The organism is Pseudomonas gingeri, assembly GCF_013385425.1.
GTDB classification, from domain to species: Bacteria; Pseudomonadota; Gammaproteobacteria; order Pseudomonadales; family Pseudomonadaceae; genus Aquipseudomonas; species Aquipseudomonas gingeri_D.
Map to the genome: position 1 here is coordinate 98,326 of NZ_JACAQA010000012.1, position 15,214 is coordinate 113,539.

Genomic DNA, 15,214 nt, shown 5'->3' on the forward strand with positions numbered 1-15,214 from the left:
CACCCAAAACCCGGTAACAATATCGCCCATAAACCGAATACGCCGGGCTGCCCAGCAGCCCGGCGCTGAACGCCAGGGGTTATTTAGCGATCCAGGCATCCGTCCAGCTTGATCCGACACCGGGTACATAGTGATGGCTGTCGATCTTGCACCAGTCACCTACGGGGAGCGGCTTGCATTCGTAGACGTTACCGTCCCTGGACAAGACCTTGGTCCCGGGCTGATAACTTGCAATACCTTGCGGATATTTGAAGTCGTAATCCTGGCTGCCACCCTCACCGCCGAGCTCCACGGATGCCAGATCCTGACGAGTGGTACGGCCATCGACGGTCACGCCGATCAACTTGAGCTGGTGGATACCCGGCTCGCTATGCACGTCCATGTTCAGCCAGGTGCTGCCGGCCTCCACGAGTTGTGTCAGGGTGCCCACTGGAACTGGATTGTTGGCGGCATCGAAGAGCTCGGCCTTGATATCCATTTTACGGTTGGTTAGCACCGGGAAAGGCATCGCCAAGCGTCCTTCCTTGAGCTCAAAATTGGTGCCGATAGCGGAAATCCGCATGCTCGCATCAGCGTCTTCCTGCATCAGCACATCGAGCTCATAACGATTCACACCGCTTTCAGCCTTGGCGAACAGCTGGTTAACGCCCTTGATCGGTTCAATGGCACCGTCTTCGCCACGGACACCGGCACGGACCAGCGTCTGGCTCCGGTTGATTTGCTCGGCCAGCTTGAACGACCAATTCTCCGGCTTGCCCTCCTCGCTGTCGGCGATGGTGATTTCAGTGCTGTACTCGGCACTTTCGCCCTCACCGGTCATGGCGCGGGCCTTGACCTTGTCGCCGGCCAACAGGGCCTGGGTCGGTGTTATATTACCGACGGTTTTCCAACCATCCGGGGCCTGTTCCTCGGCCACGATATTCACGTCGACCACGTTGTGGAACGCGCCGCCGGTGTCGGCCACGGTCCACATGCCGAGGATCACGTGATACCCGCTCTTGTCGGCGGGAATCTCGCACGGGTGCTTCTCGCGAGCTGGCCCGTCACTGCCCTGAGGCTGATCGGTGGGCAACCGCCCGCCCGCATCCACGGAGCAGAACGGAGTCAGGTCGAACGAAGCGCGTGTCAGGGCCTGGTTGGCGTTCCAACCGTTCCTGGTGATGAAGTACTCATACTTGGTCGCCGGGTGAGTGGCCCTGTAGTACCAGTCAAAGTTGATCGTACGGTCCGTGATTTCGGTCTTGTACCAGCGGCTCGCCGACTGGATATCCAAGGGCGAGAACAACGCGATCCCACCACTGGCGATCTTGCCGTCAGCCACCCCGCCATTGGGGAAACCCTTGGTGGTTTCACCGACGCTTTGCGGCTCGTACTGCGCTTGACCGCAGTCATTGTTCAAGCCCTTCTGGCAGGCAAACGCCCGGGACGGCGGATCATTCAGATAACCGTGCGCGGCGACATGCTGTGAGGCGACCAGGGCCGCGATCACCGCCAGGGAAGAGACACACCCCGACGCCTTGCCAAGTGCCGACATCTTTCTTTTCATGCGATTCAACTCCAGACTTATCCTGTTTATCGGGTTGCCGGACATCCCTCCAAGATGAACGACTCCCTTTCTACTTCCATCGGTGTTCAATCAATCCGAGCCGCCGTCCTGACTGCAAAGATCAACCGCGAAAGTTCCACGCCCCACCGGCGTCACTTCTTGGGCCTCTTACAAAAACCATTCTTACAAAAACATCCTCGTCCGCCGGACAAACGCCAGCGCCGTATAAACGATTACGTTCAAAAATATTGACTATCAGAAATCTGGAGCCTTGAGTGCCGCTCCACACATTGAATGTCGGAGTACGCATTGTACGAACTTACATTTTTTTATATGTAGGAAAGGTCCCATGAAGACGCGCGACAGCTCTGCACTTCACTTATTCACACGAGCGCCTCGATTTTGCCTAAGATTCTGTAACTAGACGCGACAAACCTTGAAGACATAGAACAAATGTCTCCGTATTAACGTTCAGAAAAAGAATACTCCGACATCTCATGGAAGAAGACGGTATGGCATTTTGACAATCCGACCAGATGTCCGGATGGCGATCCGAATATATGACGCCGAATGAACCGGTAGCATCAGGAAAAGCAAAAACGCGAAGGACTAAACGCAAAAACCCCGCCGAGGCGGGGTCATTGAGAAAACGCGGGGAGGATCAGCGATGGTATTGCGCGGAGAACTCGTGCACCGCGTTGATAAACGCACCGGCATGTTCCGGGTCGACTTCCGGCGTGATGCCGTGGCCGAGGTTGAACACATGGCCGGAACCTTCACCGTAGCTGGCGAGAATACGCGCCACTTCGGTACGGATGGCCTCGGGCTTGGCGTAGAGCACGGTCGGGTCCATGTTGCCCTGCAGGGCGACCTGGTGACCGACGCGACGACGGGCTTCGCCCAAATCGCAGGTCCAGTCCAGGCCCAGGGCATCGGCCCCGGCCTCGGCGATGCTTTCCAGCCACAGGCCGCCGTTCTTGGTGAACAGGATCACCGGCACCTTGCGCCCTTCGTGCTCGCGGATCAGACCGCTGACGATCTTGCGCATATAGGCCAGGGAGAACTCCTGGTAGGCCGCTGCCGAGAGGTTGCCGCCCCAGGTGTCGAAAATCTGCACGGTCTGGGCCCCGGCGAGGATCTGGCCGTTGAGGTAGGAGGTGACCGACTGCGCCAGCTTGTCCAGCAGCAGGTGCATGGCCTGGGGGTTGTCGTAGAGCATGGCCTTGGTCTTGCGGAAGTCTTTCGACGAACCGCCTTCGACCATGTAGGTGGCCAGGGTCCAGGGGCTGCCGGAGAAACCGATCAGCGGCACGCGGCCATTGAGTTCGCGGCGAATGGTGCTGACCGCGTCCATGACATAACCCAGGTCCTTCTGCGGATCGGGGATCGGCAGGGCCTCGATATCGGCCAGGGTGCCGACGACTTTTCTGAAGCGCGGGCCTTCACCGGTTTCGAAGTACAGGCCCTGGCCCATGGCGTCGGGAATGGTCAGGATGTCGGAGAAGAGGATCGCGGCGTCCAGGCCCGGATAACGGTCCAGGGGCTGCATCGTGACTTCGCAGGCGAACGACGGGTTCATGCACAGGCTCATGAAGTCGCCGGCCTTGGCGCGGCTGGCGCGGTATTCCGGCAGGTAGCGACCGGCCTGGCGCATCATCCACACAGGGGTGACGTCCACGGGTTGCTTGAGCAGGGCACGCAGGAAACGGTCGTTCTTCAGGGCAGTCATGTCGGCATCCGGAGAAAAAGTGCGGGCATTTTCTCAGAGCGCGACGCAAAAGGCACGGCAAGAGCCGTGCCTTTTGTCTATCGGGTCAATTTGTCGCGGGCATCAGGCGATGCGCGCCCCTGTAGGAGCGAGCTTGCTCGCGATGGTGGCTCAGGCGCCGCGGGGCATCAGGTGCCCCGCGTCATCGTTGACGTCCATCGCGAGCAAGCTCGCTCCTACAGAGGGTCAGGTACAGATCAGAGACCGAGGTAGTCGAGGATCCCTTCGGCGGCATTGCGCCCTTCGAAGATCGCCGTCACCACCAGGTCGGAACCACGCACCATATCGCCACCGGCAAAAATCTTCGGATTGCTGGTCTGGTGCTTGAACTGGGCCTGTTCCGGAGCCACCACGCGGCCCTGGCTGTCGGTCTCGATGCTGAACTGCTCGAACCACGGCGCCGGGCTCGGACGGAAACCGAAGGCGATGACCACGGCGTCGGCCGGGATGATCTCCTCGGAACCCGGGATAGGCTCGGGGCTGCGACGGCCACGGGCGTCCGGTTCGCCGAGACGGGTCTCGACCACCTTCACGCCTTCGACCTTGTCTTCACCGACAATCGCGATCGGCTGGCGGTTGTAGAGGAATTTCACGCCTTCTTCCTTGGCGTTCTTCACCTCTTTGCGCGAGCCGGGCATGTTCGCTTCATCACGACGATAGGCACAGGTCACCGACTTGGCGCCCTGGCGGATCGAGGTGCGGTTGCAGTCCATCGCCGTATCGCCACCACCCAGTACCACGACCTTCTTGCCCTTCATGTCGACGAAATCTTCCGGCGACTTTTCAAAGCCCAGGTTGCGATTGACGTTGGCGATGAGGAAATCAAGGGCGTCGTAAACACCCGGCAGATCCTCACCGGCAAAGCCGCCCTTCATGTAGGTGTAGGTGCCCATGCCCATGAACACGGCATCGTATTCGGCGAGCAGTTGCTCCATGGTCACATCCTTGCCCACCTCGGTATTGAGGCGGAACTCGATGCCCATGCCGCTGAAGACTTCGCGACGATTGCTCAGCACGGTCTTTTCCAGCTTGAACTCGGGGATGCCGAAGGTCAGCAGACCGCCGATTTCCGGGTTCTTGTCGAACACCACCGGGGTCACCCCGCCGCGCACCAGCACATCGGCACAGCCCAGGCCCGCAGGCCCTGCACCGATGATTGCGACCCGCTTGCCGGTCGGCTTGACCTTGGACATGTCCGGACGCCAGCCCATGGCGAACGCGGTGTCGGTGATGTACTTCTCCACCGAACCGATGGTCACCGCGCCAAAACCGTCGTTGAGGGTGCAGGCACCCTCGCACAGACGATCCTGCGGGCACACCCGGCCGCAGACTTCCGGCAGGGTGTTGGTCTGGTGGGACAGCTCGGCGGCGGCGAGGATATTGCCCTCGGCCACCAGCTTCAGCCAGTTGGGAATGAAGTTGTGCACCGGGCACTTCCATTCGCAATACGGGTTACCGCAACCCAGGCAGCGGTGGGCCTGGTCGGCCGACTGCTGGGGTTTGAAGGGTTCGTAGATCTCCACGAACTCTTTCTTGCGCTGACGCAACAGTTTCTTCTTCGGATCCTTGCGCCCGACATCGATGAACTGGAAGTCGTTACTCAGACGTTCAGCCATTACAAAAACCTCATCAAACTCTTCAGGCGCATATCACTGCGGGTTCGCACGGATGCTGGAAAGCAACGATTTCAGGTTGGCAGCCTTGGGCTTGACCAGCCAGAAACGACGCAGGTAATCATCAAGGTTTTCAGCGAGGTTGCGACCCCATTCGCTGTTGGTTTCCTCGACGTATTCGTCCAGCACATGCTGCAAGTGGTTGCGATAGGATTCCATCGCTTCGCCGCTGATCCGCTGGATCTCGACCAACTCGTGGTTGACCTTGTCGACGAAGGTGTTGTCCTGGTCGAGCACGTAGGCGAAACCGCCGGTCATGCCCGAACCGAAGTTGTAGCCCGTCTTGCCCAGAACCGCGACAAAACCACCGGTCATGTATTCGCAGCAGTGGTCGCCCGTGCCTTCGACCACGGTGTGGGCACCGGAGTTACGCACCGCGAAACGCTCACCCGCCGTACCCGCCGCAAACAGCTTGCCGCCGGTTGCGCCGTACAGGCAGGTGTTGCCGATGATGGCACTGTCTTGAGTCTTGTAGATGCTGCCTTTAGGCGGAACGATCACCAGCTTGCCGCCGGTCATGCCCTTGCCCACGTAGTCGTTGGCGTCACCTTCGAGGTACATGTGCAGGCCACCGGCGTTCCACACACCGAAGCTCTGACCCGCCGTCCCTTTGAAGCGGAAGGTGATCGGCGCCTTGGCCATGCCCTGATTGCCGTGACGACGGGCGACTTCACCGGAGATCCGCGCGCCGATGGAACGGTCGCAGTTGCAGATATCCAGGGAGAAGTCCGCGCCGCTCAAGTCGTTGATCGCCGGCAGGGCCATCTCGACCATCTTCTCGGCCAGCAGGCCCTTGTCGAAGGGCGGGTTGCGCTCGACCTGGCAGAACTGCGGCTTGTCCGCCGGGATGTGATCGCTGCCCAGCAGCGGCGTCAGGTCCAGGTGGTTCTGCTTGGCGGTTTCGCCTTTGAGGATTTCCAGCAGATCGGTACGCCCGATCAGTTCCTCAAGGGTACGTACGCCGAGCTTGGCCAGCCACTCACGGGTTTCTTCGGCGACGTAGGTGAAGAAGTTCACCACCATGTCGACGGTACCGATGTAGTGGTCCTTGCGCAGCTTCTCGTTCTGGGTCGCAACGCCGGTGGCGCAGTTGTTCAGGTGGCAGATGCGCAGGTATTTGCAGCCCAGGGCGATCATCGGCGCGGTGCCGAAGCCGAAGCTTTCGGCGCCAAGGATGGCCGCCTTGATCACGTCGAGGCCGGTTTTCAGGCCGCCGTCGGTCTGCACCCGGATCTTGCCGCGCAGGTCGTTGCCACGCAGGGTCTGGTGGGTTTCGGCCAGGCCGAGTTCCCACGGAGCACCGGCGTATTTGATCGAGGTCAGCGGTGAGGCACCGGTGCCGCCGTCATAACCGGAAATGGTGATCAGGTCGGCATAGGCTTTCGCCACACCGGCGGCGATGGTGCCGACACCGGCTTCCGCCACCAGCTTCACCGAGACCAGCGCCTTGGGGTTGACCTGTTTCAGGTCGAAGATCAGCTGCGACAAGTCCTCGATGGAGTAGATGTCGTGGTGCGGCGGAGGCGAGATCAGGGTCACGCCGGGTACCGCATAACGCAGCTTGGCGATCAGGCCGTTGACCTTGCCGCCGGGCAGTTGCCCGCCTTCGCCGGGCTTGGCGCCCTGGGCCACCTTGATCTGCAGCACTTCGGCGTTGACCAGGTATTCCGGGGTTACACCGAAACGGCCGGTGGCCACCTGCTTGATCTTCGAGCTCTTGATGGTGCCGTAACGTGCCGGGTCTTCACCCCCTTCGCCGGAGTTGGAACGCGCACCGAGGCGGTTCATGGCTTCGGCCAGGGCTTCGTGGGCTTCCGGCGACAGGGCGCCGAGGGAAATCCCCGCCGAGTCGAAGCGCTTGAGGATCGACTCCAGCGGTTCGATTTCGCTGATTGCCAGCGGCGTCTCCAGGGTTTTCACCTGGAACAGGTCGCGGATCATCGACACCGGACGGTTGTCCACCAGCGCGGTGTATTCCTTGAACTTGGCATAGTCGCCCTGCTGCACGGCGGCTTGCAGGGTGCTGACCACGTCCGGGTTGTAGGCATGGTATTCGCCACCGTAGACGAACTTCAGCAGGCCGCCTTGCTGGATCGGCTTGCGCGCGCTCCAGGCTTCGCCGGCCAGCAGTTTCTGTTCGGCTTCGAGGTCGACGAAACGCGCGCCCTTGATCCGGCTCGGCACACCACGGAAGCTCAGGTTGACCACTTCCTCGGCCAGGCCGATGGCTTCGAACAGTTGCGCACCTCGGTAGGACGCGATGGTGGAAATCCCCATTTTCGAGAGGATCTTCAGCAGGCCCTTGGTGATGCCCTTGCGGTAGTTCTTGAACACTTCGTAGAGATCGCCCAGCACTTCGCCGGTACGGATCAGGTCGCCCAGCACTTCATAGGCCAGGAACGGATAGACCGCCGACGCACCGAAGCCGATCAGCACGGCAAAGTGGTGCGGGTCGCGCGCGGTGGCGGTTTCCACAAGGATGTTGCTGTCGCAGCGCAGGCCTTTCTCGGTCAGGCGGTGGTGCACGGCACCGGTCGCCAGGGACGCGTGCACCGGCAACTTGCCCGGGGCGATATGGCGGTCGCTGAGGACGATCTGGGTCCGCCCGGCGCGCACGGCTTCTTCAGCCTGGTCGGCGATGTTGCGCACCGCCGCTTCCAGCCCGACGCTCTCGTCGTAGTTCAGGTCGATGACCTGGCGAGCGAAACCCGGACGCTCGAGGTTCATCAGCGAGCGCCACTTGGCCGGGGAGATCACCGGCGAGCTGAGGATCACCCGCGAGGCGTGTTCCGGCGACTCTTCGAAGATGTTGCGCTCGGCACCGAGGCAGATCTCCAGCGACATGACGATGGCTTCACGCAGCGGGTCGATCGGCGGGTTGGTCACCTGGGCGAACTGCTGGCGGAAATAGTCGTACGGCGTGCGCACGCGCTGGGACAGCACCGCCATCGGCGTGTCGTCGCCCATGGAGCCAACCGCTTCGTAGCCCTGTTCGCCCAACGGACGCAGCACCTGGTCGCGCTCTTCGAACGTGACCTGGTACATCTTCATGTACTGCTTGAGCTGCTCGACGTTGTAGAACGCCGAACCATGGTCGTTGTCTTCCATGGTCGCCTGGATACGCAGGGCGTGTTTACGCAGCCACTGCTTGTACGGGTGGCGCGACTTCAGGCGGTTGTCGATGGCATCGGTGTCGAGGATCTGGCCGGTTTCGGTGTCCACGGCAAAGATCTGCCCAGGACCGACACGGCCCTTGGCTATCACGTCTTCCGGCTGGTAGTTCCACACGCCGATTTCCGACGCCAGGGTGATATAGCCGTTCTTGGTGGTCACCCAACGGGCCGGACGCAGGCCGTTGCGGTCGAGCAGGCAGACCGCGTGACGACCTTCGGTCATCACCACGCCCGCCGGGCCGTCCCACGGCTCCATGTGCATGGAGTTGAATTCATAGAACGCGCGCAGGTCGGCGTCCATGGTGTCGACGTTCTGCCACGCAGGCGGAATCAGCATCCGCACGCCACGGAACAGGTCGATACCGCCGGTCACCATCAACTCGAGCATGTTGTCCATGCTCGAGGAGTCGGAACCGACACGGTTGACCAGCGGGCCCAACTCGTCGAGATCGGGGATCAGGTCGTTGGCGAACTTGGTGCGCCGGGCCTGGGCCCAGTTGCGGTTGCCGGTGATGGTGTTGATCTCGCCGTTGTGCGCCAGGAAGCGGAACGGTTGCGCCAACGGCCATTTCGGCAGGGTGTTGGTGGAAAAGCGCTGGTGGAACACGCAGATCGCGGTTTTCAGGCTCGGGTCGCTGAGGTCCGGATAGAAGGCGGTGAGGTCCGCCGGCATCATCAGGCCTTTGTAGATGATGGTCTTGTGGGAAAAGCTGCAGATGTAGTGATCGGTGTCGGCGGCATTGGCCACCGACGAGCGACGACGGGCACTGAACAGCTTGATGGCGAAGGCCTGGTCACTCAGGCCCTCGCCGCCGATGAACACCTGTTCGATCTGCGGTAGACGCTCCAGGGCCAGGCGGCCGAGGACGCTGGTATCGATCGGCACCTTGCGCCAGCCCACCAGTTGCAGGCCGGCCGCGAGGATTTCGCGATTCATGTGTTCGCGGGCGGCTTCGGCTTTGACCGGGTCCTGGTTGAAGAACACCATGCCCACCGCATATTGCTTGGGCAAATCGCTACCGAATGTCGCTTTGGCGACAGTGCGCAGGAACTGGTCCGGCTTCTGGATCAGAAGGCCGCAACCGTCACCGGTCTTGCCGTCGGCGTTGATCCCACCGCGGTGGGTCATGCAGGTCAGGGCCTCAATGGCCGTCTGCAACAGGTGATGACTGGGTTCGCCCTGCATATGGGCAATCAGGCCGAAACCACAGTTATCCTTGAATTCATCTGGTTGGTACAGACCTGCTTTCATAGACACTTTCTCACCAGGCTGCCTCTTTATCGAGGCAAATTTCTTTTCAATTCAACCGCTTACCATCCACGCCGAACGTACGCCGGCTTTGCAGGGGCAAAAGGGAGGTCATTGTACACACCGACATTCACGCTCACAAATTTAGCGACGAAATGTCGAAAATTCATGTCGCATTTATGAAAGGTTTAAAGCGATATCTCGTGCTAGTCAAAACATTTTTGAATTTTGACCGTGACGACTCAAACCCACTGTGACGCAGACACCACAAGGCACGCGGCTTTGGAAGCAGCATGCCCTTGCGGAAATTTTGAGGTGCCGGGAAGGCGGCCTGGATAAGGCCGCCGATTCTTCAGCGAGTTGTGGCCAGGTCCTGTTGGACGCTGGCGACAGTACGAGGCCAAGGTTTACCAGCCTGAACCTTCGCTGGCAAGGCCTTGATGGCGCTGACGGCCGCATCGCGGCTGCCGAAGCTGCCGTAGGTGATCACGTAAAGCGGCTTGCCGTTAAGCACTTTCTTGAAATAACGGTACTCGCCGCCCTGTTCTTTGACGAAATTCTGCGCGGTGGTCTCGGAACTGGTACCGAGGATCTGCACCACATAGTTGCCCGGCGCCTGGCCGGTGTACCAGCTGTGGCCGGTCGCGGCAGCCTTGGCTACCACGGCTGGCTTCTCAACGGCCTTCTCCGGCGCCTTGGCGACCGGCTTGGGCACCGGAACCGGGGTCTGGGCCGGTTTGGCGGCCGCTGCCTGGGCCGGCACTGGTTTGGCTACCGGAGTCGGTGTCGGGCCTGCTGGCACGCCGACAGGCGGCGAGGTGGTGGTGACGGTCGGCGGCTTGGCCGGACCACCGTCAACCGGAGGCGCGATGCCATCATCGCCTTCAATACTGCCACCCGCCGCTTCAGCCAGCGGACCGCGCATCACCGGCTGCGACTGGCCGACCAACGGTAGCGGCATCGGCTGCGAATTGCCGGCGAATTCCACCGTCGGATTACCCGAGGCGTTCGGTTTCGGCGCCTGCCCCAATGGCAGCTGCGCCTGCTCGCTGGCGGTTGTGCCGGCGGTGGCCGGCGCCTTGTTGCGCCCCGGAATCATCCAGGCCGCCGCGACGGCAACCACCACCACGGCGGACAACGCCAATACCTGCTTCTTAGGCATCTTGAACCCCATACTTGGACGCTTCACCGCGGAGCGGCTGGCGATCATCGCTTCGATCATGGCGTCACGGGCGACCTGGTTGATGTTGCCAGGCCAACCTTCGGCGCTTTCGTGAATCTCAGTGATCTGCTCAGCGGAAAAAAGTTCGATTCCCTGACCCGCGCCATCAAGACGCTGGGCCAGGTATTCACGTGTTTCTTCTTCGGTGTAGGGCTGCAATTCGATCACGTGGAAGCGTTCTTCCTCCGCGCCGTGCTGCTCCAGCGCCGCGATCAGCGACGATTCACCGAACAGGAAGACATGCGGGCGACCTTCCGGCGCGCCGGCCGCCAGGGCCAGCAGGGCCTCGACAGCGGAGTCGTCGAGCGACTCGGCATCGTCCACCAGCAGGTAGACTTCCTGGCCGGTCAGCGCCAGTTGCACCACCTGCTTGAGGATCTCCTGGATCTCGGCCTGGGCGACATTCAGCGCCTGGGCGATCTGGCGCAGCACACCGCCTGCGTCGCCGGCACCGCGCGCAGAGACCACCACGCTTTGTACCGACTGTTTGTTGGTACTCGCCACCAGCGCCTGGCGCAGCAGGGTCTTGCCGCTGCCCTGGGGGCCGGTGACCACCAGCAGCAACTGGCTGTAGCGGGCCAGGTGGTGCAATTGCCCGAGCACCGGCTTGCGCTGGGCGGGGAAGAATTTGAAGCCAGGCACCCGGGGAGCGAAAGGGTCGTGACTTAACTGGTAATGGCCGAGGAAAGCCTCGTCGGCATGCAAACTGGTCATCGGAATCCTATCAACCTTTAAGCTGAGCCAGAGTGCGGTAGTCCGCCCCCAGCGTGGCCTGTAGAACTTCTTTCGGATAATCGTCGGTTACCACGGCTTCGCCCATTCGGCGCAACAACACCAGGCGCAGGCGACCGTCGATCACTTTCTTGTCAATTGCCATGTGTTCGAGAAAATCGGCTTCGGTCATTTCTTCCGGCGGAATCACCGGCAAGCCGGCACGCTGGAACAGGCGAATACCGCGATCACGCTCCTGGGCACTGATCCAGCCCAGCCGCATGGACATTTCCAGCGCCATCACGGTACCCGCCGCCACGGCTTCACCGTGCAGCCAGACACCATAGCCCATGTGGGTTTCGATGGCATGGCCGAAGGTGTGCCCGAGATTGAGGGTGGCGCGTACGCCGGACTCGCGCTCATCGGCACCGACCACCGCGGCCTTGGCCGCGCAGGAGCGCTCGATGGCGACGGTCAGGGCACTCTGGTCAAGGGCGCGCAACTGGTCGACGTGCTCTTCCAGCCAGGTCAGGAACGGCTCGTCGCAGATCAGGCCGTACTTGATCACTTCCGCCAGGCCCGCCGACAGCTCGCGCGGCGGCAGGGTGTTGAGGGTGGTGGTGTCGATCAGCACCACATTGGGCTGATAGAAGGCACCGACCATGTTCTTGCCCAGCGGATGGTTGATCCCGGTCTTGCCGCCCACCGACGAGTCGACCTGGGACAACAGGGTGGTCGGCACCTGGATGAAATCCACGCCGCGCTGGTAGCAGGCCGCGGCAAAGCCGGCCATGTCGCCGATCACCCCGCCGCCGAGGGCGATCACGGTGGTGCGGCGGTCATGACGGGCGGTCAGCAGGCCGTCGAAGATCAGTTGCAGGGTTTCCCAGGTCTTGAAGGCCTCGCCATCGGGCAACACCACCGAAACCACGGAATAGGCTGACAGACTGCGGGTCAGACGCTCGAGGTAGAGCGGAGCGACGGTTTCATTGGAGATGATCGCAACCTGCCGACCGGCAATGTGCGGCGTCAGCAGCCCAGGCTGGTCCAGCAGCCCTTCGCCAATGTGAATCGGGTAGCTACGCTCGCCAAGATCGACCTTAAGTGTCTGCATGTGTCCCCACAGTGAAGATGGACGCGTGCGTCCAGTCTCAGGATTAACGATTGTCGGCGGCGTCTGGTATCGACGCGGCCCGATGGCTTCAAGCCATGACCGACACCGAGCATGTCGGTGGTCGAGGATAGCGCATTTCCTCCCGCGCTTTAACGGGGAGGCAGCTGCTGCAAGCGTTCAAGGATGTCCAATACCACCATGCGTGGCGGCCGCTCATCGGTTTCCACCACCAGGTCGGCGATTTCCCGGTACAGCGGATCACGGATCGCCAACAGGTCGCGCAGGGTCTTGGCCGGGTCGGCGGTGCGCAGCAACGGCCGGTTGCGGTCACGGGCCGTGCGCCCGACCTGCTGCTCCACCGAAGCGTGCAGGTAGACCACCCGACCGCCGGCGTGCAAGGCCTGGCGGTTTTCGCCGCGCATGACCGCGCCGCCGCCGGTGGCCAGGACCACGCCGTCGGCCGCGCACAGCTCGGCAATCATCGCCTGCTCGCGGTCGCGAAAGCCGGGTTCGCCTTCCTTGTCGAAGATCCACGGAATATTCGCACCGGTACGCAGTTCAATTTCCTTGTCGGAATCTTTGAAAGGCAGGCGCAGCTCTTTGGCCAGCAATCGGCCTATGGTGCTCTTTCCAGCCCCCATAGGCCCTACAAGAATCAAATTTCGCACAGAATCAACGACTCACAGCAATCGCCTGGTTATTCATGATACGCGGAGTCAGGAATACCAGCAGCTCGGATTTTGCTTCCGAAACGATGTCTCGACGGAAGAGGCGGCCAACATACGGCACATCGCCGAGAAATGGCACCTTCTCTTCGGTTTTGCTCTGGGTATTGGAGAACACGCCACCGATCACCACGGTCTCGCCGTCATTGACCAGGACCTTGGCGTTGACCTGGTTTTTCTTGATCGGCGGCACGTTGTTCAGCACGTTCTGGTAGTCCGGTTCATCCTTGGTCACCTTCACTTCCATGATGATCCGGTTGTCCGGGGTGATCTGCGGGGTCACTTCCAGGGACAGCGAGGCCTCCTTGAAGGCCACCGAGGTCGCGCCGCTGGAGCTGGATTCCTGGTACGGAATCTCCGTACCCTTGAGGATCTTCGCGGTTTCCTTGTCGGAAGTGACCACCTTGGGCTGGGACACCACTTCGCCGTTACCGGTTTTTTCCATGGCACTGAGTTCCAGGTCCAGGGTCGTGTTGTTGGTCACGAAACCGATGCCGATCCCGGAAGTGGCGGTGGTGGCGCCAAGGTCGACGAACGGGGTGCTGGCGCTCTGGCCGGTCAGCTTGGAAAGAGTCGGCGAGCCGCCCGAGGTGTTCCAGTTGCCGCCGCTGATCTTGCCACCCCAACGGGCGCCGAGCTGTTTGTCGTAACCGACGTTGGCTTCGACGATCCGCGCCTCGATCATCACCTGGCGCACCGGGATGTCCAGTTGGGCGACGATGCGCCGCAGTTCGTCGAGGCGGTCCTGGGTCTGGTAGGCGATGATGTTGTTGGTGCGATCATCCACGGTGATCGAGCCGCGCTCGTCGGCCTTGGACTCGGCACTGGTCACCGACTGGAACAATTTGGCGATATCCGCCGCTTTCGCGTAGTTGACCTGCAACAGCTCGCGGCGCAAGGGCGCCAGTTCGGCGATCTGCTTCTGCGACTCCAGCTCCTGGCGCTCGCGGGCGGCAATCTCGTCCGCCGGGGCCACCAGCAGCACATTGCCGATCTTGCGTTTGTCCAGTCCCTTGGTTTTCAGCACCAGGTCCAGCGCCTGGTCCCAGGGCACATTCTGCAGGCGCAGGGTGATGCCGCCCTGCACCGTGTCACTGGCCACCAGGTTGAGGTTGGTGAAGTCGGCGATCAGTTGCAGCACCGAACGCACGTCGATGTCCTGGAAGTTCAGCGAGAGCTTTTCGCCGCTGTAGACAAAACGCTCGGCATTACGTCGTTGCAGGTCGTCGACGGTGAGCGGGCGCACGCTGATGGTCAGCTTGTTGTCGGTCTGGTAGGTCGAGTAATCGAAGGCGCCGCTGGGCTCGATGGAAATGCTCGCCTTGTCGGCGACCACGCTGGCGTTGACGAACTGCACCGGGGTGGCGAAATCCTTCACATCCAGGCGCACCCGCAGGGGATCGGGCAACTGGGTCTTGGCGAAATCCACGCTGATCTTGCCGCCACGCTCCTGGATATCCGGGCTGATGGTCGGATCGGACAGTTCGATGACCACATTGCCTTCACCCTGCTCGCCGCGCTGGAAGTCGACATTGCGGATCGCCCGGCCTGCCGCCACATAGGGCCTGGGCACCGCTCGCGGTGGCACCGATACCGCCGCGGCGGGCCTTGACGCGCCGGCCTGGACCGGAGCACTCGAACCGCCGCCCTGGCCTACCACCACGAACAGGTTACTGCCTTCGATACGCGTGCTGTAAGGCGCCAGCTTGGTCAGGTTGATGATCAGCCGCGTGCGATCCTTGGCCTCGACCACGGTCACGCTGCGCGCGTTGCCCACGCCCAGGTCGCGGGTCTTCTTGACCAATTGGCTGGTGACACCGGTCAGGTCCAGGGCGATACGCGCCGGCTGGTCGGTGGTGTAGCCGTGGGGCGCGGCAGGCGGGCTGTCGAAGCCCAGCTTCAGTTCGACCCGATCTCCGGGCAGCGCCGCCACATCCAGGCTTTGCAGGTTGGCCGCCAACACCATCGGCGACACCAGCGCTATCCATAGCGAAATGCCGAGGGATGAAATAATCCTGTTCATATCGAATTCC

8 protein-coding genes are annotated in these 15,214 nt (G+C 61.6%); all 8 read right to left on the reverse strand.

Going from position 1 to position 15,214, the window contains the following annotated elements; all coding sequences use genetic code 11:
- Positions 1 to 79: 79 nt before the first annotated feature.
- Entirely contained in the window at positions 80 to 1,546 is a 1,467-nt protein-coding gene (locus HX830_RS17385) for a lytic polysaccharide monooxygenase (RefSeq protein WP_177101488.1), read from the reverse strand.
- 661 nt (positions 1,547 to 2,207) lie between these two features.
- Positions 2,208 to 3,275, reverse strand: coding sequence for a uroporphyrinogen decarboxylase (hemE, locus tag HX830_RS17390; RefSeq protein WP_177101490.1), 1,068 nt, complete (start codon positions 3,273 to 3,275; stop codon positions 2,208 to 2,210).
- Between the two features lie 236 nt (positions 3,276 to 3,511).
- The gene (locus HX830_RS17395) at positions 3,512 to 4,930 is read right to left on the reverse strand and encodes an FAD-dependent oxidoreductase (protein ID WP_103495026.1); all 1,419 of its coding nucleotides are present in this window, start codon (positions 4,928 to 4,930) and stop codon (positions 3,512 to 3,514) included.
- Positions 4,931 to 4,963: 33 nt separating this feature from the next.
- Positions 4,964 to 9,412 (reverse strand): glutamate synthase large subunit, encoded by a 4,449-nt coding sequence (gene gltB / locus HX830_RS17400; RefSeq protein ID WP_152737753.1) that lies wholly within the window; start codon positions 9,410 to 9,412, stop codon positions 4,964 to 4,966.
- A gap of 349 nt (positions 9,413 to 9,761) precedes the next feature.
- Positions 9,762 to 11,345 (reverse strand): AAA family ATPase, encoded by a 1,584-nt coding sequence (locus HX830_RS17405; RefSeq protein ID WP_177101492.1) that lies wholly within the window; start codon positions 11,343 to 11,345, stop codon positions 9,762 to 9,764.
- Between the two features lie 10 nt (positions 11,346 to 11,355).
- Positions 11,356 to 12,456, reverse strand: a complete 1,101-nt coding sequence (aroB, locus tag HX830_RS17410) for a 3-dehydroquinate synthase (RefSeq protein WP_103495029.1) — start codon at positions 12,454 to 12,456, stop codon at positions 11,356 to 11,358.
- A 149-nt stretch (positions 12,457 to 12,605) separates the two neighbouring features.
- Positions 12,606 to 13,124: a shikimate kinase AroK gene (aroK, locus tag HX830_RS17415; RefSeq protein WP_103495030.1), complete on the reverse strand. Its 519-nt coding sequence runs from the start codon at positions 13,122 to 13,124 to the stop codon at positions 12,606 to 12,608.
- 4 nt (positions 13,125 to 13,128) lie between these two features.
- Positions 13,129 to 15,204 carry a type IV pilus secretin PilQ gene (pilQ, locus tag HX830_RS17420; RefSeq protein ID WP_177101494.1) on the reverse strand — a complete coding sequence of 692 codons (2,076 nt, stop codon included), beginning with the start codon at positions 15,202 to 15,204 and terminating at the stop codon, positions 13,129 to 13,131.
- Between the last annotated feature and the right edge of the window lie 10 nt (positions 15,205 to 15,214).

Coding starts and splice junctions, on each gene's coding strand:
- HX830_RS17385 (WP_177101488.1), bottom strand. CDS start 1,546: ATGAAAAGAAAGATGTCGGCACTTGGCAAGGCGTCGGGGTGTGTCTCT.
- hemE (WP_177101490.1), bottom strand. CDS start 3,275: ATGACTGCCCTGAAGAACGACCGTTTCCTGCGTGCCCTGCTCAAGCAA.
- HX830_RS17395 (WP_103495026.1), bottom strand. CDS start 4,930: ATGGCTGAACGTCTGAGTAACGACTTCCAGTTCATCGATGTCGGGCGC.
- gltB (WP_152737753.1), bottom strand. CDS start 9,412: ATGAAAGCAGGTCTGTACCAACCAGATGAATTCAAGGATAACTGTGGT.
- HX830_RS17405 (WP_177101492.1), bottom strand. CDS start 11,345: ATGACCAGTTTGCATGCCGACGAGGCTTTCCTCGGCCATTACCAGTTA.
- aroB (WP_103495029.1), bottom strand. CDS start 12,456: ATGCAGACACTTAAGGTCGATCTTGGCGAGCGTAGCTACCCGATTCAC.
- pilQ (WP_177101494.1), bottom strand. CDS start 15,204: ATGAACAGGATTATTTCATCCCTCGGCATTTCGCTATGGATAGCGCTG.